The organism is Novosphingobium sp. BF6 (genome assembly GCF_058273105.1).
Genome location: NZ_CM177775.1, coordinates 1,688,302 through 1,707,794 on the forward strand (window position 1 = coordinate 1,688,302; position 19,493 = coordinate 1,707,794).

Below are 19,493 nucleotides of genomic sequence, written 5' to 3' on the forward strand. Positions count from 1 at the left end.
TCGCGTCTCAGTCGCCTTTGGCGCCGACGAGGCCGAAACCGGCGCCTTGGGGGTCGAGCGCGACGACGATCCAGTCGCCGCCGGGAACCTCGTGCGGACCCATCAGCACCTGGCCGCCGTTCGACTCGATGGCCGTCTTCGCCGCGGCGATGGAGGGCACGCCGAAGTAGAACATCCAGACCGAGGGCTGGCTTTCCTCCTGCCGCTGCATGATCGCGCCGAGGGTCTTCCCGTGATGGCCGATAAAGCAGTAGTCGCCCATTTCCCCCATCGACATCTTCTCGTCGAAGGTGAAGCCGAAGTGCTTGCCGTAGAAGGCCATGGATCCGGCCTGATCGGGGCTGGCCAGCTCGTTCCAGCGTACATGCTGGTTCTCGGACACGGAAAAGACGTCGCTGAAGGCATCCGGCTGGTCGGCGGGCGGGATCGGCTTCATCAGGTAGATCGGCACGCCTTGTGGGTCCGCGACCATGGCGATGCGGCCGACGGGGAGGTCCATCGTGGGCATCTGCACTTTGCCGCCCTCGGAGGTGATCGCCTCCACTTCGGCATCGACATCCTCGACGTAGAGATAAGGGAGCCAGATCGGCCGGGCGCCGCCGTCGGCCATCTCTTCTGTAATCTGCATCGCGCCTCCCGCCATGCCGCCATCGTCGCGGACGATCATGCGGTAGTCGAGACCGCCGGCGTCGGGATCGGCATGGGTGGCGATCGTCCAGCCAACGACCTCGCGGTAGAAGGCCGCCGCACCCGCGATGTCGCTGGTGAGAAGTTCGTACCAGATGAAGCTGCCGACAGGGTTACCCATGGTCACGCGCCTCCCAGTTCGACGACGGAATCGAAACCACCGTAGATCATGCGCTTGCCGTCGAAGGGCGGCGGGTTCGTCGCGGGATCGAAGCGCGGGTCGTTCTTCATGAGTTCCATGAGCAGACCCATCTGCCGGTCGCGGGTCTCCTTGTCCGGCCATTCGATCCAGCTGAAGCAGACCGTCTCGTCCTCGTTGGCCTCCACCGAGCGGAAGAAGTCGGTCTGCTTGCCGTGCTGGAGATCGTCGCCCCAGCATTCGACGACGCGGGTGGCGCCGTATTCGAGGAAGTATTCGTCCATCTCGCGCGCGTGGGCGATGAACTTGTCCTTGTTGGCAAGCGGTACGGCAAGCACGAAACCATCGACGTAGGGCATGGCTGTTCTCCTAGTTGGCGGGAGAGGCGTAGCTTTCGAGTTGTTCGGCAAGGGCGTGGCGGAAGGCCGGGCGGCTTTCCCCGCGCGCCTTGTAGGCGGCGAGCTTCGGATAGCTGTCGAGAATCTGCGTGTGATCGAGGATGCGCAGCACCGTGACCATCACGATATCGGCGATGGAGAACTGTCCGGCGAGCCAGTCCTTGTCGCCCAGCGCTGCCTCGGTACTGGCGAGGCGCAATTCCAGTAATCGCAGCGCGCTAGGCCGGGCCTGCGCCGCCCAGGGCTTGCCCGCATGGAAGAAGTCGAGAGCGCCGATCTGGGCGACGAACGGCTCCACACTGTTCAGCGCCGCGAAGAGCCAGGTAATCGCCTGCCAGCGGGCCTTGGGTTCCTGCGGCAGCAGCCGGCCATCCTGCTCGCCGAGATAGAGCAGGATGGCGCCGCTTTCGAACAGGCGCTGCTCGCCGTCGTCGAAGGCGGGGACTTGCCCGAAGGGCTGCCATTCCAGGTAGGCATCAGGGCGCGGGTGATAGACGTCGAGCTCCTCGACCCGGTAGTCGCGCCCCACTTCCTCATGCGCCCAGCGCAGGCGCAGATCGCGGACCTGGCCGCGCACGGGCGGGGGGACATCGGCATAGGCCGTGAAGACCGGTCGCGCTGTTTCGCTGCGGGGCATCGGCACTCTCCGGGGTTCAGGTTCGCTTCGAGGCGATTCGTTATTGCCGGAGGGTGCGCATTCAGGTTACAAAAAGCAACCATGAAGTTTAAAAGAGAAACTGCATCGTGGCGAAGCGGACGCCATCTGCGATGAATGCGCCTGCGGTGAATACCGGACCGGACGGAGCCGCTCATGGCCGCTGGTATCGCGACGCCTGCGGCGCGGCTTTCGCCATGGAACTGGTGGGCGAGCGCTGGACCTTGCCGATCCTGCGCGAGATGATGCTCGGCCCGCGCCGTTTCAACGGCCTTCGCGCCGCCCTGCCGGGCCTTAGCGCCAAAGTGCTGACGGAGCGGCTGGGGAGCCTCGAAGCCAGCGGCATCGTCCGCCGCGTTACCCTGCCGCCGCCCGCTTCGGTGCAGGCCTATGCCTTGACCGAATGGGGGCTGGCGCTGGAGCCGGTCATGCAGGAGCTTGGCCGCTGGGCGGTGCGCTCGCCGGGGCACGATCCGATGCTGCCGCTGACGCCGGTGGCTTTCATGCTCTCGCTGCGGACGATGCTCGTGCCGGAGCGGATCGGCGATCTGGCGCTGCGCGTGCTGTTCGAAGTGGGGCAGGCGCGGTTCGTGGGCGCGCTAGGGGAGGGGGATTTGCGGATCAAGCCTGCCGGGGAAGACGTGCCTCTACCGGATCTGCGCTTTTCGGCGGAGACGGCCACCGATTATCTGCCGGTGTTCTACGGCAAGCGTTCAGTGGAGGAGGCGGGAGGGAGGCTTACCGTTGCAGGAAACGAGGCGCTCGCTGCGAGGTTTATCGATCTGTTCGCCTTGCCGGGGAAGCTTGGTTGAGGAGTGGTGGCAAGCACACGGGGACGTTGACATATCTTTCGTACCGCAGGCTATTGTTCGCTCTTTATTTCGCGTGTTGGCATGGGGTGGATAGCTCTTGCGGGATTGCCGACCTGCAGCTTCGCAGCGAATTAGGAAGGCCGTGACCGGAGTTATCGAATGTCCGATGTTCGCCTCGCTGTGCAGTCCGATCTGAGCGGTCTTTTGAATTTGTTCGAAGCTTCGGAGGTTAGCCAGTTCGCTCAACCTATGGAGCGAGCAAGGCAGGTTTGGGATCGTACGTTAGAGAGCGAGAGCAGCTTTATGTTCGTCGCGGAGGTCGGCGGAACTATTGCAGCTACGTGCATGCTCATCACTGCCCCAAACCTGTTAAGGCAGGGCCGTTCGCACGGCTTTCTCGAGAACGTCATGACGCATCCCAATTATCGGGGGCGGGGCCTTGGAAAAGCTGTCGTATCGAAGGCGATCAATCATGCGTGGGCGGTAGATTGCCATCATGTTCTCATGCAGAGCGGTCGCGCTGATCCCAAGGTACATAGATTCTATGAGCAGATCGGGTTTAAACCGGGTTTGCGGGTTGGGTATGTTGTCACGCGCGCGCCGGAGTAAATGGCCGTCTTGTCGGCGGTGCAGACTGTCAGCTTTCCTCCCGCCACATTCCCGATAAACCGCAAAGCCTGTTGCGGTGCAGCGCCCGCTTGTCTACGCGGGTGCAACGATGACTGAGACCGAGACCATGAAAGCCGAGAATCGTGACGCCACCGTGCTGGCTGCTCCCGACATCGAACTCGACGTGCGCGAGACCTTCGGAATCGATATCGACTGGAAGGTGCCTGCCTTCTCCGTCGCCGACGAGCGCGTTCCCGACCTCGACGAGACTTATGTGTTCGATCCGGACACCACGCTCGCGATCCTGGCGGGCTTTGCCTACAACCGCCGCGTCATGGTGCAGGGCTATCACGGCACCGGCAAGTCGACCCACATCGAACAGGTCGCCGCGCGCCTCAAGTGGCCGTGCATCCGTATCAACCTCGATGCGCACATCAGCCGTATCGACCTGATCGGCCGCGATGCCATCGTCCTGCGCGACGGTCTACAGGTCACCGAATTCCGCGAAGGCCTGCTGCCCTGGGCGCTCCAGCACCCTGTTGCGCTGGTGTTCGACGAATATGACGCAGGCCGTCCGGACGTGATGTTCGTGATCCAGCGCATCCTCGAAACCGAGGGCAAGCTGACCCTGCTCGACCAGAACCGCGTGATCCGCCCGGACCGCAATTTCCGCCTCTTTGCCACCGCCAATACGGTCGGCCTCGGCGACACTTCGGGTCTCTACCACGGCACCCAGCAGATCAACCAGGGCCAGATGGACCGCTGGAACCTGGTGGTCGGCCTCAACTACCTGCCCGAGCCGGTCGAGACCGACATCGTCTCGAAGAAGGTGCCGCAGGTGGACGCCGCGACGATCTCGCAGATGGTCAAGGTGGCGGACTTCACCCGCCAGGGCTTCATGAACGGCGATATCTCGACCGTGATGAGCCCGCGTACCGTCATCACCTGGGCGCAGAACTCCGCGATCTTCAAGGACGTGGGCTTCGCCTTCCGCCTTTCGTTCCTCAACAAGTGCGACGAGACCGAGCGGGTGATGGTCGCCGAATACTACCAACGCGTGTTCGGCAACGACCTGCCGGAAAGCGTCGTCGGCAAGGCCTGAGGTCTGCCGCGATAGAGAACAGGGAAGGGGAGGCCGCGGCCTCCCCTTTTTTGTGCCGAAGCGGGGGCGATTTTCCTACAGACAGGCGGTGCTGTAGGATGGCGCCATGCTCTCCACGGCCTTTCATTTCGCTATTGTCCGCTACAAGGTGACAGGTCCGGCCGGGAGCGACTTTTTCGCTCAGGACCGTGTCAACTGTGTCAACCAAAGTGTCGCCTTGTGCAGGCGCGGTCAGTCTCCGGGATAGGTCGCCTTCACGAAGTAAAGCCCGTCCGGCGGCGAATTGAGGCCCAGCGCCTGACGGTTGCGGGCTTCCAGCGCCTCGGCGACCTGCCGGACCTCCCAGCGTCCCATGCCGACGAGCGCAAGGCAGCCGACCATCGAGCGGACCTGATGGTGCAGGAAACTGCGGGCCTCGGCCTCGATCAGCACCATCTCGCCCTCGCGCCGGACGTCGAGGCGGTCGAGCGTCTTGAGCGGACTTTGCGACTGGCAATGGGCTGAGCGGAACGTGGTGAAGTCGTGCAGGCCCACGAGGATCTGCGCGGCGCGGTGCATGGCCGCCTCGTCGAGCGGCTTGGGCACCTGCCAAGCCTTGCCGCGCTCCAGCGTGAGCGGCGCGCGGCGGTTGGCGATGCGGTAGATGTAGGAGCGGCCGATGCACGAGAAGCGCGCATGCCAGTCGTCCGGCACCACCTCGCAGCCGACCACCGCGATCGGATGGGGGCGCAGGCGGGCGTTCAACCCTTCGGTGAACTGGAACGGTGTGAACGGCTTGGCGATGTCGATGTGCACTTTCATGCCGAGCGCGTGGACGCCCGCATCGGTGCGCCCGGCGGCGTGCATGCCCGTGGTCTCGCCGGTAAGGGCGAAGACGGCTTCCTCGACACTCTGCTGCACCGAAGGGCCGTGCGCCTGGCGCTGGAGACCCATGTAGGGCGCGCCGTCGAACTCGAGAGTGAGTGCGAAGCGGGTCAAGCGAGCCTCGTTCCGGCGGGAACGGCCCGGCCGCGCAGCAGGTCGGCCGTGTCCATGGCAGGCTTGCCCGCGCGCTGGATGCGGGTGACACGCAGCGCGCCTTCGCCGCAGGCCACGGTCAGCGAATCGTCGAGCGTGACGCCGGGTTCGCCGGCGCCCTCCACGACATCGGCGGCGAGGACCTTGTACCGCTCACCGTCCAGTTCGAAGAAGGCACCCGGCGCGGGCATGAAGGCGCGCACCTGCCGTTCGACCTGCTCGGCGGGGAGCGTGAAGTCGAGCCGGGCCTCGGCTTTGTCGATCTTCTTCGCATAAGTAACGCCGTCTTCCGGCTGGCCGACGGCGCGGTGCACGGCAAAGTCGCGCAAGGTGCCGACCATGAGCTGCGCGCCTCTTTCGGCGAGTTCCGAGGTCAGTTCACCGGCGGTCTTGCGCTCGATGGTGGTGCGCAGGGTGGCCAGCATCGGCCCGGTGTCGAGCCCTGCCTCCATCTGCATGATGGTCACGCCGGTGGTCGGATCGCCCGCGAGGATCGCCCGCTGGATCGGCGCGGCTCCGCGCCAGCGCGGCAGGATCGAGGCATGGATGTTGAGGCACCCGAGGCGCGGCGCGTCGAGCACCGCCTGCGGCAGCAGCAGGCCATAAGCCGCAACCACGGCGATATCGGCGCGGAGCGCGGCGAATTTCTCCTGTTCCTCCGCACCCCTGAGCGAAACCGGGTGGCGGACCTCGATCCCGCGCGCCTCGGCTTCCTTGTGGACGGGCGAGGGGGTCAGTTCCTTGCCGCGGCGTCCGCCGGGGCGCGGCGGCTGGCTGTAGACGGCGACGACCTCGTGCCCGGCCTCGACCAGCGCGACGAGGGCGGGCACCGCGAAATCGGGCGTACCCATGAAGACGATGCGCATGGTGTGGGGAATTCTCCGAAGGTCTTTCTCAAAAGCTCCGGAGGCCCTATCTCCGCCGCCATGGCATCGCAAGAGATCGAGACGCTTACCGCCGCGCTGTCGCGCCTTCCCGGCCTCGGCCCCCGTTCCGCGCGCCGGGCGGTGCTTTGGCTCATCAAGCGGCGGGAGACCTCGCTGGTGCAACTGGTCGATGCCCTTGCGGCGGTGCGCGAAACGCTCGTCGAGTGCCGGACCTGCGGCAATATCGATACCGCCGACCCTTGCGGCATCTGCACCGATGCGCGCCGCGACGCGCGATCGCTCTGCGTGGTAGAGGAAGTGGCGGACCTCTGGGCGCTCGACCGCGCGCGGCTGTTCAACGGTCGCTACCATGTTCTCGGCGGGCGTCTTTCCGCGCTCGACGGCGTGCGGCCGGAAGATCTGGCGATCGACAGTCTACTGCGCCGCGTGGAGGAAGGCGGCATCGACGAGGTGGTGCTCGCGATGAACGCCACGCTCGAAGGTCAGACCACGGCACACTATATTGCCGAGCGTCTCGAAGGACTTCCAGTGCGCATCACCCAGCTCGCCCACGGCCTCCCGGTAGGCGGCGAACTCGACTATCTGGACGAGGGAACGCTGGCCCAGGCCATCCGTGCGAGGCGGCCGGTGGCCTAGGAGCCCGTTTGGAAATCCGCCAAGGGCGGATTTTGCGGCACCGGCCCTCGCCCCCACCCGACCTCCCATCAGGATACACTCGTGGGAGGTCGGGTGGGGGCGAGGGCCGGTGCCGCTGACGAAAATGCCCTCCTCGGGCATTTTCCAAACCGACTCTCGATCACTGTCATCGAAGCGTCCATCTTGCGAGAATCGGCCATCGCGCTTATTTGCGAGGCATGGCTATCCGTGAAATCCTCGAAGTTCCCGATCCGCGTCTCAAGCAGGTTTCGGTCCCCGTCGAAAAGTTCGACGACGAGCTGAAGACGCTCGTCGAAGACATGTTCGAAACCATGTACAATGCGCCGGGCATTGGCCTCGCCGCGGTCCAGGTCGGCGTGCCGCTGCGCGTGCTGGTGATCGATCTCCAGCCGGACGACGAGGATGCCGAGCCGGAAGTGTGCACGTCGCACGGCGGGCACCATCACACCCATCAGCCGACGAAGCGGGAACCCCGGATCTTCATCAATCCGGAAATCCTCGATCCTTCCGAAGACCATACGGTCTATCAGGAAGGCTGCCTCTCGGTTCCCGAGATCTACGCCGACGTCGAGCGCCCCTCGCGCATCCGCGCGCGCTGGCAGGACCTCGACGGCACCGTGCATGAAGAGAACATGGAGGGCCTGATGGCCACCTGCCTCCAGCACGAGATGGACCATCTCGAAGGCATTCTCTTCATCGATCACCTTTCGCGCCTGAAGCGCCAGATGGCGCTCAAGAAGCTCGACAAGCTGCGCAAGGCGGCCTGATTTCGCTGAATGGGGAAAAGCCGGCCTGAGGACTGGCGTTCCCTGAATGTTCTGGCTATGCTGCCGGAATGGAAATCGCTGTCGTCGCCATTCTCGCGCTCGTTGTCGGTCTTGGGGCCGGCTGGTTCTTCGGTTCCAGACCGGCCGCCGACTGGCGAAACCGCCACGAAACCCGCGATCGCGAGGCGCGTGAACTCGACGAGAAGTTCCGCGCCGTGATTCGCGATCTCGCCTCGGCCAGCGAACGGGCCAGCCGGGCGGACGAACTTTCCGATGCTCTCGAACGCACTCGCGTGGAGCACAGCCAGGCAATGGATATCGCCCGGCGCAGCCATGGCGAAGCGGTCGAACGCTTGCGCGGCGAATATGACGCGGTGCTCGAACGCACACGCGGTGACCTCACCCAGACGCTTGAAACCACACGCGCCGAACACGCGGTTCTCGTCGATGCCTTGCGCCGCGAGCAGCGCGAACTCGCGTCCGAATTGGCGACTTTGCGCGAGAAATCGGCCAATTTCGACGAGCAGAAGCGTTTGCTGATCGAAGCGCAGGAAGCGCTGCGCAAGGAATTCGAGAATGCCGGGGCCAAGGTTCTGGCAGGCGCGCAGGAAGCCTTCCTGAGCCGCGCCGGTGCGCGTTTCGAAGAGAGCGAGAAGGCCAATGCCGAGCGTATCCGCACGCTTCTCGCTCCCGTCGGGGAGCGCCTCAAGAGCTATGAGGAGCAGGTCGCCACGCTCGAAAAGCAGCGTACCGATGCCTTTGCGACGCTGACCGGCCAGCTCGTCGAACTGAGCGCAGGGCAGGAGCGCGTGCGTACCGAAGCCGCGCGGCTCAGCAATTCGCTGCGCAATGCGCCCAAGGCACGCGGTCGCTGGGGTGAGCAGCAACTCAAGAACGTGCTCGAACAGTGCGGCCTCACCGAACATACAGATTTCGAGACCGAGCACTCGATCGAGACCGAGGACGGGCGCCTGCGCCCCGATGCGATCGTGCGCGTTCCCGGTAACAAGCAGCTGGTGATCGACGCCAAGGTCTCGCTCAACGCCTATCAGGATGCCTTCGAGGCCGATGACGAGACCGTGCGCAACGCCTTCCTCGACCAGCACGCAGCCTCGATGCGCAATCACATCCAGACCCTTGGCAACAAGTCCTACCAGAGCCAGTTCGAAAATGCGCCGGACTACGTGCTGATGTTTGTGCCCGGCGAGCACTTCATCGCCGCCGCGCTCGACCACGATTCCAGCCTGTGGGACTATGCCTTCGAGCGGCGAGTGTTGCTGGCCAGCCCGACCAACCTCGTCGCCATCTGCCGTACTATCGCGCAAGTCTGGCAGCAGGAGGGCCTTGCCAAGGAAGCGCGCGAGATCGGCAAGCTGGGCAGCGATCTCTATGACAGCCTTGCCAAGACGCAGGACGATCTCGGTAAAGTCGGCGTGCACCTCGGCCGCGCGGTCAATAGTTTCAACGACTTCGCTCGCACATACGAGGGTAACGTGATGAGCCGCGCGCGCCGTCTTACCGAAAAGCACATCAAGATCGGCAAGCGCGAGATTTCCGACGAAGTGGCGCAAGTCGAATCGGTGCCGCGCTTTGGCGCCGAGCCAGGTGCTGCCGCTTTGCCGGATGCGGGAGCGCTATCCGAAGTGGCGGAGTAGGCCTCAGCTACCGTCGGCGGTTCGCGTCGGGCGTTCCATCGGGCCGCCTTCGCGGACGAGTTCGGCGGTATGGCCGCTCGATTGCAGGATCATGTGGTTGCCGTCGATGGCGAAGCGCGGCGTAGCGACGAGCAGTGCGTTCACCGCCTTTTCCTGATCCCAGGCGGGAACCGTGCAGGTCATCTCGGTGAGGGCGAGGGGGCCTGCGATCAGGCGTTCGGCATCGATGCGCCAGGGACCATCCATGCGGTTGCAACCGACCTGGACGCCCACCTTACTGCCCTCGAACGTCAGGCGGGCATCGGCAGAGTCCGGCCTTTGACCGTCGATCAGGGCAAATCGCCAGGTCGTGCGGGCTAGCGGTGAATCCTCACCCTGAACGGAGCAGGCGGCGAGGGGCGGGAGAAGGCAAAGGGCAAGCAGAGAAGAACGCATGATCCGGGCACTCTACACGTCGCGGATGATGCCCGGATGAACGCGCTATTCAGTTTCGCCCTCAAGGTGGGCAAGTGCCTCGTAAGCAAGTACCGCACCCGCGACGGCGGCGTTCAGGCTGTCCGCCCGGCCGCGCATCGGGATGGTGACTCGCAAGTCGCAGGCTTCCTCGTAGGCCTGGGGCAGGCCCTGCGATTCGTTGCCGACCATCAGGAAGCACGGCGCCGCATAAGGCGCGCGGCGATAGTCGGTGGGATCGCGCAGCGAGGCGGCCACCAGCTGACCGTCTCCGGCGCGCAGCCAGTCCTGGAACTCGTCCCAGCGGGCGATGGCGATCTTCTGGGTGAAGATCGCCCCCATGCTGGCGCGAACGGCTTCGACTGAGAAGGGATCGGCGCAATCGTCGAGCAGAATCAGTCCGCCCGCACCGACCGCATCGCCGGTCCGCAGCATCGTGCCGAGATTGCCGGGATCGCGCAGCGCCTGCGCCACCAGCCAGATCGGCGCGGCGGAGCGGTCGAGATTGGCGATCCGCGTGTCGAATTCGGCGAAGACGCCCGCGACGGCTTGTGGGTTGTCCTTGCCGGTGACTTTGGCGAGGATTTCCTCGTCCATCTCGACGATCTCGCCGCCTGCGGCGGCGACCGCTTCCTCAAGAGCATCCAGCAGGGGATGCGGATCGCGGCCGATCGCCATGACCAGCATTTCCGGCACGATGCCGCATTCGCGGGCATCGGTCAGCAAACGCAGGCCCTCGGCGAGGAAGCGCTGTTCCCGCTTGCGGTGCTTCTTCTCACGCAAGGAGCGGAGGAACTTGACCAGCGGGTTCGAGAATCCGGTAATGGTGCGGCGATAGGCCGCGCGGTCGGCAAAAGTCATTCTTCGCCGAAACCGTCACGCACGAGCGTTGCCAGGACCGAGAGCGCGTCCTGCGCGCCTTCGCCCTTGCAGGCGATCTCGATGCTGTCGCCCTTGGCGGCGCCGAGCATCATCAGGCCGAGAATGGAATTGCCTGCCGCCTCGGTGCCGTCCTTGCCGACCGTGACGAGCACGGATTCCGGCAGTTCGGCGACATGGTTGACGAACTTGGCGCTGGCGCGGGCGTGGAGACCGCGCTTGTTCACGATGAGGACGGTTTCGCGGAAATCGCTCATGCGGCGTCCTGCCCCAGATATTCGCTGGCGATCGTGATGTAGTTGCGCCCGGCATCGCGCGCGGCGGCGGCGGCTTCGCGCACCGACATGCAGGCGCGTGCCTTGGCGAGGCGAATCAGCATCGGCAGGTTGATCCCTGCGATCACTTCCACGCGGCCTGCTTCCATCAGCGAGATCGCGAGGTTGGAGGGCGTGCCGCCGAACAGGTCGGTGAGAATGATGACGCCTTCGCCGCTGTCGACGGCGGTGATGGCCTCGGCGATCTCGCTGCGGCGACGCTCCATGTCGTCGTTGGGACCGATGCAGACGGTTGCGACCGCCGACTGGTCTCCGACGACGTGCTCCATCGCGTGTACGAATTCCTCGGCGAGATTGCCGTGAGTGACCAGGATCATGCCGATCATGCTGGGGTTTGGCTCCGAATTTCCTGCGAATGCGACCGGGTTATATAATCTTCTTTCACGCTACCGAACCCCTTCGAGAATTTCCCCCCTCGAGAAGATCAGCAGCCCGCGAGCCCAGGTTGCGATGCAACAATGTGGGCGAAAATCCCGCTTCGCGCAAGGCCGCTGCCATCTGCTCGGCGGTAAAAACGGAGCGGTGTCGCCCTCCGGTACAGCCGAAAGCGACATGAACATAGGCCTTGCCTTGCGCGCGATAACGCGGAAGTAGGAGCAGGAGCAGGTCGCGAATCCGCGCAAATGCTTCGTCGAAGGCCGGATCCTTGCGGATATAGTCGCCCACCGGGGCGTCTTGTCCGGTCATCGGGCGCAGCTCGGAATCCCAATGCGGGTTGTCCACGAAGCGCATGTCGAACACGAAATCCGCGAGCGGCGGCATCCCGCGCGAGAAGCCGAAGCTGGAGATCGTGATCGTCAGGTCTTCCGGCTCTTCCGTGGCAAAGCGTTCGCGAATCGCGCGTTGCAGGTCGTTAGACGTGAATTCGGTGGTTTCGACGAGAATGTCGGCCCAGCGGCGCAGCGGCGCCAGCAACTCGCGTTCGGCGCGGATGCCGCTGTCCACCGGCGCATCGGCGGCGAGGACGTGGCGGCGGCGGGTCTCGTTGAAGCGGCGTTCCAGTTCCTTGCTCGAACAGTCGAGGAACAGCGTCGTGACTTCGAGGTCCTCGCGCTCGCCCAGCGCCTTGACCTGGGCGATGACCCGTTCCGGATTGAACCCGCGCGTGCGGCAGTCGAAGCCGATCGCCAACGGCGACGGGTCGTCGGAGGGCTGGCCCTCGATCATGCGTTCCAGCAGGCGGACCGGGAAATTATCGATGATTTCCCAGCCGAGGTCCTCCAGCACTCGCAGCGCCGTGGTCTTGCCGGCGCCGAGCATGCCGGTCACCAGCAGCACTTTCTGTCGCTGGGCCGGGGCGGGCGCGGGTTGCGCGTCTTCGAGGGGGAGGTCGTCCTGCATCCGGGGCTGTTTGCGCCCGGTTGCCGGGAAAGAAAAGAGGCGTTCTTACAGGTTTGTCACCCGGTGAGGCCATAATGCAACAACGCTAACTCCACCTTCAGCGCCAGGGGTTCGGCGCGGGGTGTGAGGCGCAGGGCGGGCAGTGTCACGCCCCCGATCTCCACGCTGTCGGCGGTCTCGATGAAGCGCGGTGCTTCGCTGTCCAGCGTAACGACCAGCGAGACCGGGGCCTCCTCTCGCCACGGGAAGGGCAGGATACCAAGGTTGCGGACTTCGATCAGCCCGCGCGTGTTCGGATGGGGCTGTACCAGAAGCCGCCCTTCGGACGCGCGAAGCAGCACGCCGTCGTCCCCGACAAGCTCGGCGCCGCGATCGATCAGGGCGAGCGCCAGGCTGGATTTGCCCGTGCCCGAGGGTCCCTCGATCAGCACCGCCCGTCCCTTGATGGCAATGCAGGTGGCTTGCCGGGCGAAAGGCGCCACGACCGTCATTCCCCTTGCCACGCCGGGAGCGAGATCAGCAGCCGTGCGCCCGGAGCACCGTCGGTACGGTCGGTCGCGCGCAGCTTGCCGTAGTGGGCCTCGACGATGGTGCGGGCGATCGCGAGGCCGAGACCGGAGTGTTTGCCGAACTCTTCGCTGGCGGGCCGCAGCGAATGGAAGCGCTCGAAGATTCGTTCGCGCGCGGCTTCGGGAATGCCGGGGCCATGATCGGAAACGGAGAGGGTGATCCGCCCTTCGCTGCGCCCGACAGCGACTTCGATGGGCGTGCCTTCCGGTGAGAAGGAGATCGCGTTGTCGAGCAGGTTCTGGAGCACGCGCTCCAGTCGCGGTGCGTCGCCGGGGACGAAGAGGTCGCCGTCGGCCTCGCGGATGACCCGGATCGGGCAGGCGCCGTTGACACTGCGCTGCTCGCGTTCGGTGACGAGTGCGCGCACCAGCCGCAGCATGTCCACCGGCTCGAAGGTCGTGCGGCTGAGTTCGGCATCGATGCGGCTGGCGTCGGCGATCTCGGTCACGAGGAAGTCGATCCGCCGCACATCGTCCTTGGCGATGCCGAGAAGCTGGCGTCGCAAGCCAGGATCGTCGACGCGGTCGAGGTTTTCGAGAGCGCTGCGCAGGCTGGTCAGGGGATTTTTCAGCTCGTGGGCGACATCGGCGGCGAAGCTCTCCACCGCGTCGATGCGCTGGCGCAGGGCGCCGCTCATGTCCGAGATCGCGCGGGCGAGCAGGCCGATCTCGTCGCGCCGGTCGGGCAGGCGCGGCACCACGACACTGCGGTCGCGGCCGAGGCGCACGCGCACGGCAGCGCGGACCAGCTTGCGCAGCGGTTCGACGATGGTGCGGGCGAGGAACAGCGAAAGCAGGATCGAGACGGTCAGCGCGGCGCCGACGATGATGGCGAGCGTCTGGCGCGCCATGCGCACGTTCTCGGTGATGTCGCGGGCATTGCGGGTGACGAGCAAGGCCTCGCCGCGCTTGCCGACCGGGGTTGCGGCGATGATGACCGGCGTGCGGTCCGGCGCGGCCTTGTGGCTGACTTCGGTGCGGCCGCTGGCCAGCGCGGCGGCCACTTCAGGCCAGGCCGCGGCACCGGCGCCCGGAGCGTCGCGATAGTCGGCGACCGGCGGCGAGCCGAGCACCCAGTCCATGGCCTTGTCGAGCGCGCGGGCGGCGTCCTGAAGCCACGGTTCGGTGGCGGGGTCGATGAGCCGGTAGGACGGCTTCGCCAGCGCGAAACTGTCGGCGACGAGCTTGCCGCTGCGGTCGAACAGGCGCAGGCGCAGGGCCTGACCGGAGCCGATCCGGGCGATCAGGTCGCGGCGGTCCTCGCCATTCTCTTCGGCCAGGGTGATGGCGACGACTTCGGCTTCCGAGCGGGCGAGGCGGAAGCGTTCGCCCAGCAGTTCGCGTCGGTAGGAATCGATGTAGAACAGGCTTCCCGCCATCAGGGCCAGCGCGATCACGTTCACCGCGAGGATGCGCGCCGTCAGCGAGACGCGCCAGGACAGGCCGAGCCGGACGAGCAGCGAGGCCTTCCGGCGCTTGCGCGCGTGATTAGGAGCCATCGGTGTAGGAATAGCCGGCACCATAAAGCGTATCGATGGCGGAGAAGTCGGGATCGATCGCGCGGAACTTGCGGCGCAGGCGCTTGATGTGGCTGTCGATCGTGCGGTCGTCGACGTAGACGTCCTCGCTGTAGGCAGCGTCCATCAACTGGTTGCGGCTCTTCACCACGCCGGGGCGCAGGGCGAGTGCCTCAAGGATCAGGAATTCGGTGACCGTCAGCGAGACCGGCGCGCCGTCCCAGGCCACCTGATGACGCGCGGGGTCGAGGCTGAGGCGCCCGCGCACCACCGGGTCCGGCAGGTTTTCCTGCACGCTCTCCTCGCTGCTCGCCTTCGCCAGTTCGCTGCGGCGCAGGATGGCGCGGATGCGGGCAACGAGCAGGCGCTGGCTGAACGGCTTGGTGATGTAGTCGTCCGCGCCCATGGCAAGGCCGAGCGCCTCGTCCGGCTCTTCGTCCTTCGAGGTCAGGAAGATTACCGGCAGGCTCGACTGTTCGCGCAGCGCCTGGAGCAGGTGCAGCCCGTCCATGCGCGGCATCTTGATATCGAAGATGGCGAGGTCCGGCGGGTTCTCCATCAGGGCCTTCAGCGCGGTCTCGCCGTCGGTGTAGAGGCGGGTCGCAAAGCCTTCGGCCTGGAGACCGATGGAGACCGTGGTGAGGATGTTGCGGTCGTCGTCCACCAGCGCGATGGACTGCTGGCGGGCCGGGGCCGAGACAGGTGCGGGTGCGATCTCTTCGGAAGAGGCAGCCAAGGGTGCGGGGGCTGGCGTGGAAGATGCCGTGGGGTCTGCCATGGGACTGCGCTGCGTTCCTTGCGATGCAACCGGGCGACCGTGACTAGCCTTTGCCGTGGCGAGCGTCCACGCCTTTGCGGCTCGTCCTGAAATTGCCTCGGAATGGGCGAAGAGCATTCGTCCTACCTCGCTCGCTCCATTTCTTTTTGCGAAAATTTGACCGACAACGGCAGCGGGCGAACAATCGCCGACCGATTCTCGGGCAAAAATGTCGGGGCGTGCCCGGTTCCCGCCGGACCCGCCTTAAATGGAGGAGATGACATTGGCCGCTACCCTTAACTATCCGCTCGCCAGTCAAGGCATAGAAACCGGGGCGAAGATCCTGGCCAACCTGGGCACCGCGCCCCTGGTCGAGCAGGCCATCCGGAACGGCGAGGGCGTGCTGGCCGCGGACGGCCCGTTCGTCGTGGCCACCGGCAAGCACACCGGGCGTTCCGCCAAGGACAAGTTCATCGTCAAGGACGCCGAGACCGAGGATACGGTCTGGTGGGGCAAGACCAACGTGCCGATGACGCCGGAGCACTTCGCCGCGCTGAAGGAGGATTTCCTCGCCGCGCTCGGCGGAAAGGACCAGCTCTACGTGGCCGACCTGTTCGGCGGCTCGCAGCCGGAACACCGCGTCAACGTGCGCGTTATCAACGAGTTCGCCTGGCACAACCTGTTCATCCGCACCCTGCTGGTGCGTCCGAGCGAGGCCGAGCTGGCCGGGTTCGTGCCGGAATATACCATCATCGACCTGCCGAGCTTCCGTGCCGATCCCGAGCGCCACGGCTCGCGCACGGAGACGGTGATCGCGGTTAACTTCACCGAAAAGCTGATCCTGATCGGCGGCACCGCCTATGCGGGCGAGATGAAGAAGTCGGTCTTCGGCATCCTCAACTACCTGCTGCCGACCAAGGGCGTGATGCCGATGCACTGCTCGGCCAACATCGGTCCCGAGGGCGACACCGCCGTGTTCTTCGGGCTTTCCGGCACCGGCAAGACCACGCTTTCGGCCGATGCCTCGCGCACGCTGATCGGTGACGACGAGCATGGCTGGTCCGACACGGCCGTGTTCAACTTCGAAGGCGGTTGCTACGCCAAGATGATCCGCCTCTCGCCCGAGGCCGAGCCGGAAATCTTCGCCACGACCAAGCGCTTCGGCACCGTGCTCGAAAACGTGGTGATCGATCCCGAGACCCGCCAGATCGACCTCGACGACAACTCGCTGGCGGAAAACAGCCGCGGTTCCTACCCGATCGACTTCATTCCGAACTGCTCGGAGAAGAACCTCGGCCCGGTTCCGCAGAACATCATCTTCCTCACCGCCGACGCTTACGGGGTGCTGCCGCCGATCGCGCGTCTGACGCCCGATCAGGCGATGTATCACTTCCTCTCGGGCTACACCGCGCGCGTCGCGGGCACCGAGATCGGCGTGACCGAACCGGAAGCGACGTTCTCGACCTGCTTCGGCGCGCCGTTCATGCCGCGTCACCCCTCGGTCTACGGCAACCTGCTCAAGGAGCGGATCGCCAAGGGCGGCGTGAAGTGCTGGCTGGTCAACACCGGCTGGTCGGGCGGCATGGCGACGATGGAAGGCATCAAGCGGATGCCGATCAAGGCCACCCGCGCGCTGCTGAATGCCGCGCTCGACGGCAGCCTCAATGACGCCGAGTTCAAGGAAGATCCGAACTTCGGCTTCGAGGTTCCGGTGGCGGTTCCGGGCGTCGACGCCAAGCTGCTCAATCCGCGCGGTGCCTGGGCCGACGGCGCCGAGTACGACAAGACCGCGCAGACTCTGGTGAAGCAGTTCATCGACAACTTCACCCAGTTCGAAGCCCATGTCGACGAAGGCGTCCGCAAGGCGGCTCCTGTCGCGGCATGATCTCTCGCTGAACGGCGCGCAATAGCAACGGGGCCTCGGAACTTGCGTTTCGAGGCCCTTGTTTTGTCATCCAGACCGTGCATCTTCCTGTTTCCCTCTCTCCAGGAGAAAGACCATGGGACTTTTCGACGGTATCCTTGGACAAGTCAGCGAACACGCCGATGTAGCGAACCTCGCCTCGAAGCTCGGCATCGAGCCGGCGCAGGCGGAAAAGGCGATCGCCGCGCTGGGCCTCGCCCATCAGGAAGAGGGTGACACGGCGCTGCTGGCGGCGGAGAAGACCGGTCTCGGCGTCGGCACGATCCAGCAGATCATCTCGGCGATCGGCGGCGAAGGCTCGCTCGGCCAGTTTGCCAGCCTCGTGGGCAGCGATCCCTCGAAGTTCACCGCCTTTCTCGATAAGGACGGCGATGGCAGCGTGATCGACGACCTTACCGATATGGCCAAGGGCTTCTTCGGCAAGAAGTAAGCGGGAAAGCGCCGTCCCGAACGTGATCCGGCACGGCGCTTTTCATTCCGATCAGCCGGCCTTGCCGGTGGCGATGTAGCTGTCGATGTTCTTCGCCAGCACGTCGAGCGGCACGTTGCCGCCGTCGACCACGGCCTGATCGAAATCGCGCAAGTCATAGCGCGCTCCGAGGGCGGCCTGAGCGCGGCTGCGCTGGCGGTTGATCTCGGAGTGACCCATCTTGTAGCCGCAGGCCTGGCCCGGCCACGAGCAGTAGCGGTCCACTTCGTTGACGACTTCCTCGCGCTTGTTGCCGTTCTGCTCCATGAAGAAGCGCACGGCCTGCTCGCGGCTCCAGCCCTTGGAATGGAGGCCGGTATCGACGACCATGCGACAGGCGCGGAAGGCGATCGACTGGAGATAGCCGAGCTGGCCGACCGGATCCTCGGCATAGGCGCCGAGTTCGTCGGCCAGTTGCTCGCCGTAGAGCGCCCAGCCTTCCGAATAGGCGTTGAACGCCAGGATCGAGCGGATCAGCGGCAGGCGGTTGGCATATTCGCCCTGCCAGACGTGGCCGGGGATCGCCTCGTGATGGACCAGCGTGGGCAGGTCGTACTTGCGGTGCAGGTCGGTGGTGCGCAAGTTAATCCACATCTTGCCCGGGACCGAACCGTCGATCGAACCGGCGCCGCCGTAAGCGGTCGGCGCGCCGGGTTCCTCGGCCAGCGGCAGGCGGCGGACTTCGACATTGCCCTTCACCGGATCGCGGAAGGCGCGCGGCATCTGGGCGCGGATCCAGTCGACGCGCTGGCGGATGAAAGCCATGATCTCGGCGCGGCCGGGGTCGCCTTCGGGGAACATGAAGCGCTTGTCGGTGCCGAGCGCGGTCATGCGTTCGCCGACGGTGCCGGTGGTGTAGCCGAGCTTCTTGAGGATCGGATCCATGCGGGCATGGAGCGCCGCCAGTTCCTCAAGGCCGCGCTTGTGGATTTCCTCGGCGGGCACCGGGGTGGTGGTGCTGGCGCGCAAGGCCCAGGCGTAGAATTCGGCGCCGTGAGGACGCTCGCGCATGCCCGGATCGCCCTTGGCGAGGCCGCGCTGGCGCTTGAGTTCGGCGAGCTGGCGTTCCAGCGCGGGCACGACCTTGGCAGAAACGATGCCCTTGGCGCGGCCTTCCCAATCGCCGGGAATCGTCTTGGTGCGGCCGGTCAGCGAGGAGACGAGACCGCCGCCGTTGTTGCGCGCGTCCTCGATCGTGCTGGTCATCTGGGCGATGGCGCGGTCGAGCAGGAAGTCCGGCGGGACGAGTCCCTGGTCGGTGGCCTTGCGGATGCGCTCCAGCTCACCGTCGAGCTGCCCGCCGAACTGCGAGAGACGCGACACATAGGCCTCGGCATCCTCGGCGGTCTTCACCGGATGGTCGGCGTCGAGGAACTTGGGGGTGTCGAGATAGGCGCCGACGTTCTGGATCACCACGTAAGGCGTGTTGCGCCAGCCGCCCACGGCGACGTCGCCGTAAGGCTGGGCGAAGCCGTCGAGCGAGGTCTTGTAGGCGCTGCGCACGACGGCGAGGCTGGTCTGCGTCGCATGGTCGAGGCCGCTGGCCGGGAAAGCCTCGACGCGGGCGAGGTCCTCGCGCAGGGTTCTGGCGACTGCGGCGCGGCCTGCGAAGGAGCGGTCCTCCGACTTGGCACGCAGCGCGGCATGGGCACCGATATCGATGCCGAGGCTGGTCGCGTTCTCGGGGTTGTGGTCCAGCAGGCGCCATGCGATCGAATCGAGCAGGGTGGCGGCGTCCTGCTGGTTCGAAGCCGTAGCGGCGCGCGCCAAGCCGGGCAGGGCGATGCCTGCGGTCCCGGCGGCGAGAAGCTGGAGGGTGGTGCGCCGCGAGAGGGAAGCGGCCGTGATGTCAGGGTTCTTCATG

At 65.5% G+C, this 19,493-nt stretch carries 22 protein-coding genes; 8 read left to right on the plus strand and 14 right to left on the minus strand.

Going from position 1 to position 19,493, the window contains the following annotated elements; all coding sequences use genetic code 11:
• Positions 1-7 precede the first annotated feature (7 nt).
• Genes AC4D6D_RS08315 through AC4D6D_RS08325 form a run of 3 tightly spaced genes read right to left on the minus strand, consistent with a single transcriptional unit; the run spans position 8 to position 1,861 of the window.
• Complete coding sequence (locus tag AC4D6D_RS08315) at positions 8-808, minus strand: VOC family protein (protein WP_491324912.1); 801 nt, start codon at positions 806-808, stop codon at positions 8-10.
• A 2-nt stretch (positions 809-810) separates the two neighbouring features.
• Positions 811-1,185, minus strand: a complete 375-nt coding sequence (locus tag AC4D6D_RS08320; protein ID WP_491324913.1) for a DUF1428 domain-containing protein — start codon at positions 1,183-1,185, stop codon at positions 811-813.
• Between the two features lie 10 nt (positions 1,186-1,195).
• Positions 1,196-1,861, minus strand: a complete 666-nt coding sequence (locus tag AC4D6D_RS08325; protein WP_491324914.1) for a glutathione S-transferase family protein — start codon at positions 1,859-1,861, stop codon at positions 1,196-1,198.
• Positions 1,862-1,968: 107 nt separating this feature from the next.
• Here AC4D6D_RS08325 and AC4D6D_RS08330 point away from each other — a divergent pair, with 107 nt between their 5' ends.
• The 3 genes from AC4D6D_RS08330 (at position 1,969) to cobS (ending at position 4,402) form a co-directional block, all read left to right on the plus strand.
• Entirely contained in the window at positions 1,969-2,691 is a 723-nt protein-coding gene (locus AC4D6D_RS08330) for a winged helix-turn-helix transcriptional regulator (RefSeq protein WP_491324915.1), read from the plus strand.
• A 159-nt stretch (positions 2,692-2,850) separates the two neighbouring features.
• Entirely contained in the window at positions 2,851-3,300 is a 450-nt protein-coding gene (locus AC4D6D_RS08335) for a GNAT family N-acetyltransferase (protein WP_491324916.1), read from the plus strand.
• Between the two features lie 109 nt (positions 3,301-3,409).
• Positions 3,410-4,402 (plus strand): cobaltochelatase subunit CobS, encoded by a 993-nt coding sequence (cobS, locus tag AC4D6D_RS08340; RefSeq protein ID WP_465147024.1) that lies wholly within the window; start codon positions 3,410-3,412, stop codon positions 4,400-4,402.
• A gap of 231 nt (positions 4,403-4,633) precedes the next feature.
• Here cobS and truA read toward each other — a convergent pair whose 3' ends face one another.
• On the minus strand, positions 4,634-5,380 hold the full coding sequence (gene truA / locus AC4D6D_RS08345) for a tRNA pseudouridine(38-40) synthase TruA (protein WP_491324917.1): 747 nt from the start codon (positions 5,378-5,380) through the stop codon (positions 4,634-4,636).
• Positions 5,377-6,285: a methionyl-tRNA formyltransferase gene (fmt, locus tag AC4D6D_RS08350; RefSeq protein WP_491324918.1), complete on the minus strand. Its 909-nt coding sequence runs from the start codon at positions 6,283-6,285 to the stop codon at positions 5,377-5,379. The genes truA and fmt overlap by 4 nt, the downstream gene beginning before the upstream one ends.
• Positions 6,286-6,345: 60 nt before the next feature.
• On the opposite strand from fmt, the gene recR reads away from it, so the two are divergent.
• The 3 genes from recR to AC4D6D_RS08365 all read left to right on the plus strand — a co-directional run bounded on the left by recR (position 6,346) and on the right by AC4D6D_RS08365 (position 9,385).
• Positions 6,346-6,942: a recombination mediator RecR gene (gene recR, locus AC4D6D_RS08355; protein ID WP_147219715.1), complete on the plus strand. Its 597-nt coding sequence runs from the start codon at positions 6,346-6,348 to the stop codon at positions 6,940-6,942.
• Positions 6,943-7,160: 218 nt separating this feature from the next.
• Positions 7,161-7,730: a peptide deformylase gene (def, locus tag AC4D6D_RS08360; protein WP_491324919.1), complete on the plus strand. Its 570-nt coding sequence runs from the start codon at positions 7,161-7,163 to the stop codon at positions 7,728-7,730.
• A 68-nt stretch (positions 7,731-7,798) separates the two neighbouring features.
• Entirely contained in the window at positions 7,799-9,385 is a 1,587-nt protein-coding gene (locus tag AC4D6D_RS08365; RefSeq protein WP_491324920.1) for a DNA recombination protein RmuC, read from the plus strand.
• A gap of 3 nt (positions 9,386-9,388) precedes the next feature.
• Here AC4D6D_RS08365 and AC4D6D_RS08370 read toward each other — a convergent pair whose 3' ends face one another.
• From AC4D6D_RS08370 to AC4D6D_RS08405, 8 genes are read right to left on the minus strand one after another with little or no spacing between them, the layout of a single operon-like run.
• Positions 9,389-9,820: an META domain-containing protein gene (locus tag AC4D6D_RS08370; RefSeq protein WP_147219712.1), complete on the minus strand. Its 432-nt coding sequence runs from the start codon at positions 9,818-9,820 to the stop codon at positions 9,389-9,391.
• Between the two features lie 45 nt (positions 9,821-9,865).
• Entirely contained in the window at positions 9,866-10,699 is an 834-nt protein-coding gene (locus AC4D6D_RS08375) for a TrmH family RNA methyltransferase (RefSeq protein WP_491324921.1), read from the minus strand.
• A complete protein-coding gene (locus tag AC4D6D_RS08380) occupies positions 10,696-10,974 on the minus strand; it encodes an HPr family phosphocarrier protein (protein ID WP_086490403.1) in 279 nt (92 codons plus the stop codon). Before AC4D6D_RS08380 ends, AC4D6D_RS08375 begins: the two co-directional genes overlap by 4 nt.
• Positions 10,971-11,378 carry a PTS sugar transporter subunit IIA gene (locus tag AC4D6D_RS08385; RefSeq protein ID WP_147219710.1) on the minus strand — a complete coding sequence of 136 codons (408 nt, stop codon included), beginning with the start codon at positions 11,376-11,378 and terminating at the stop codon, positions 10,971-10,973. Before AC4D6D_RS08385 ends, AC4D6D_RS08380 begins: the two co-directional genes overlap by 4 nt.
• 55 nt (positions 11,379-11,433) lie before the next feature.
• Positions 11,434-12,393, minus strand: coding sequence for an RNase adapter RapZ (gene rapZ, locus AC4D6D_RS08390; protein ID WP_491324922.1), 960 nt, complete (start codon positions 12,391-12,393; stop codon positions 11,434-11,436).
• 56 nt (positions 12,394-12,449) lie between these two features.
• Positions 12,450-12,884, minus strand: a complete 435-nt coding sequence (locus tag AC4D6D_RS08395) for an HPr kinase/phosphorylase (protein WP_491324923.1) — start codon at positions 12,882-12,884, stop codon at positions 12,450-12,452.
• Positions 12,881-14,461: a stimulus-sensing domain-containing protein gene (locus tag AC4D6D_RS08400; RefSeq protein ID WP_147219708.1), complete on the minus strand. Its 1,581-nt coding sequence runs from the start codon at positions 14,459-14,461 to the stop codon at positions 12,881-12,883. The genes AC4D6D_RS08395 and AC4D6D_RS08400 overlap by 4 nt, the downstream gene beginning before the upstream one ends.
• Positions 14,451-15,257: a response regulator transcription factor gene (locus tag AC4D6D_RS08405; protein ID WP_147219707.1), complete on the minus strand. Its 807-nt coding sequence runs from the start codon at positions 15,255-15,257 to the stop codon at positions 14,451-14,453. Before AC4D6D_RS08405 ends, AC4D6D_RS08400 begins: the two co-directional genes overlap by 11 nt.
• Positions 15,258-15,513: 256 nt before the next feature.
• Between AC4D6D_RS08405 and AC4D6D_RS08410 the strand changes: the two genes are divergently transcribed.
• Together AC4D6D_RS08410 and AC4D6D_RS08415 are read left to right on the plus strand one after the other, a co-directional pair.
• Positions 15,514-17,121: a phosphoenolpyruvate carboxykinase gene (locus tag AC4D6D_RS08410; protein WP_491324924.1), complete on the plus strand. Its 1,608-nt coding sequence runs from the start codon at positions 15,514-15,516 to the stop codon at positions 17,119-17,121.
• A gap of 115 nt (positions 17,122-17,236) precedes the next feature.
• Positions 17,237-17,590 (plus strand): hypothetical protein, encoded by a 354-nt coding sequence (locus tag AC4D6D_RS08415; RefSeq protein ID WP_491324925.1) that lies wholly within the window; start codon positions 17,237-17,239, stop codon positions 17,588-17,590.
• A gap of 51 nt (positions 17,591-17,641) precedes the next feature.
• On the opposite strand, the gene AC4D6D_RS08420 is transcribed toward AC4D6D_RS08415, so the two are convergent.
• Positions 17,642-19,492 carry a DUF885 domain-containing protein gene (locus AC4D6D_RS08420; protein WP_491324926.1) on the minus strand — a complete coding sequence of 617 codons (1,851 nt, stop codon included), beginning with the start codon at positions 19,490-19,492 and terminating at the stop codon, positions 17,642-17,644.
• Between the last annotated feature and the right edge of the window lies 1 nt (position 19,493).

Bases quoted from the DNA above. Each gene is read 5' to 3' on its own strand.
- AC4D6D_RS08315 (WP_491324912.1), bottom strand. From the start codon at position 808: ATGGGTAACCCTGTCGGCAGCTTCATCTGGTACGAACTTCTCACCAGC.
- AC4D6D_RS08320 (WP_491324913.1), bottom strand. From the start codon at position 1,185: ATGCCCTACGTCGATGGTTTCGTGCTTGCCGTACCGCTTGCCAACAAG.
- AC4D6D_RS08325 (WP_491324914.1), bottom strand. From the start codon at position 1,861: ATGCCCCGCAGCGAAACAGCGCGACCGGTCTTCACGGCCTATGCCGAT.
- AC4D6D_RS08335 (WP_491324916.1), top strand. From the start codon at position 2,851: ATGTCCGATGTTCGCCTCGCTGTGCAGTCCGATCTGAGCGGTCTTTTG.
- cobS (WP_465147024.1), top strand. From the start codon at position 3,410: ATGACTGAGACCGAGACCATGAAAGCCGAGAATCGTGACGCCACCGTG.
- fmt (WP_491324918.1), bottom strand. From the start codon at position 6,285: ATGCGCATCGTCTTCATGGGTACGCCCGATTTCGCGGTGCCCGCCCTC.
- recR (WP_147219715.1), top strand. From the start codon at position 6,346: ATGGCATCGCAAGAGATCGAGACGCTTACCGCCGCGCTGTCGCGCCTT.
- def (WP_491324919.1), top strand. From the start codon at position 7,161: ATGGCTATCCGTGAAATCCTCGAAGTTCCCGATCCGCGTCTCAAGCAG.
- AC4D6D_RS08365 (WP_491324920.1), top strand. From the start codon at position 7,799: ATGGAAATCGCTGTCGTCGCCATTCTCGCGCTCGTTGTCGGTCTTGGG.
- AC4D6D_RS08370 (WP_147219712.1), bottom strand. From the start codon at position 9,820: ATGCGTTCTTCTCTGCTTGCCCTTTGCCTTCTCCCGCCCCTCGCCGCC.
- AC4D6D_RS08375 (WP_491324921.1), bottom strand. From the start codon at position 10,699: ATGACTTTTGCCGACCGCGCGGCCTATCGCCGCACCATTACCGGATTC.
- AC4D6D_RS08380 (WP_086490403.1), bottom strand. From the start codon at position 10,974: ATGAGCGATTTCCGCGAAACCGTCCTCATCGTGAACAAGCGCGGTCTC.
- AC4D6D_RS08385 (WP_147219710.1), bottom strand. From the start codon at position 11,378: ATGATCGGCATGATCCTGGTCACTCACGGCAATCTCGCCGAGGAATTC.
- rapZ (WP_491324922.1), bottom strand. From the start codon at position 12,393: ATGCAGGACGACCTCCCCCTCGAAGACGCGCAACCCGCGCCCGCCCCG.
- AC4D6D_RS08395 (WP_491324923.1), bottom strand. From the start codon at position 12,884: ATGACGGTCGTGGCGCCTTTCGCCCGGCAAGCCACCTGCATTGCCATC.
- AC4D6D_RS08400 (WP_147219708.1), bottom strand. From the start codon at position 14,461: ATGGCTCCTAATCACGCGCGCAAGCGCCGGAAGGCCTCGCTGCTCGTC.
- AC4D6D_RS08405 (WP_147219707.1), bottom strand. From the start codon at position 15,257: ATGGCAGACCCCACGGCATCTTCCACGCCAGCCCCCGCACCCTTGGCT.
- AC4D6D_RS08410 (WP_491324924.1), top strand. From the start codon at position 15,514: ATGACATTGGCCGCTACCCTTAACTATCCGCTCGCCAGTCAAGGCATA.
- AC4D6D_RS08415 (WP_491324925.1), top strand. From the start codon at position 17,237: ATGGGACTTTTCGACGGTATCCTTGGACAAGTCAGCGAACACGCCGAT.
- AC4D6D_RS08420 (WP_491324926.1), bottom strand. From the start codon at position 19,492: ATGAAGAACCCTGACATCACGGCCGCTTCCCTCTCGCGGCGCACCACC.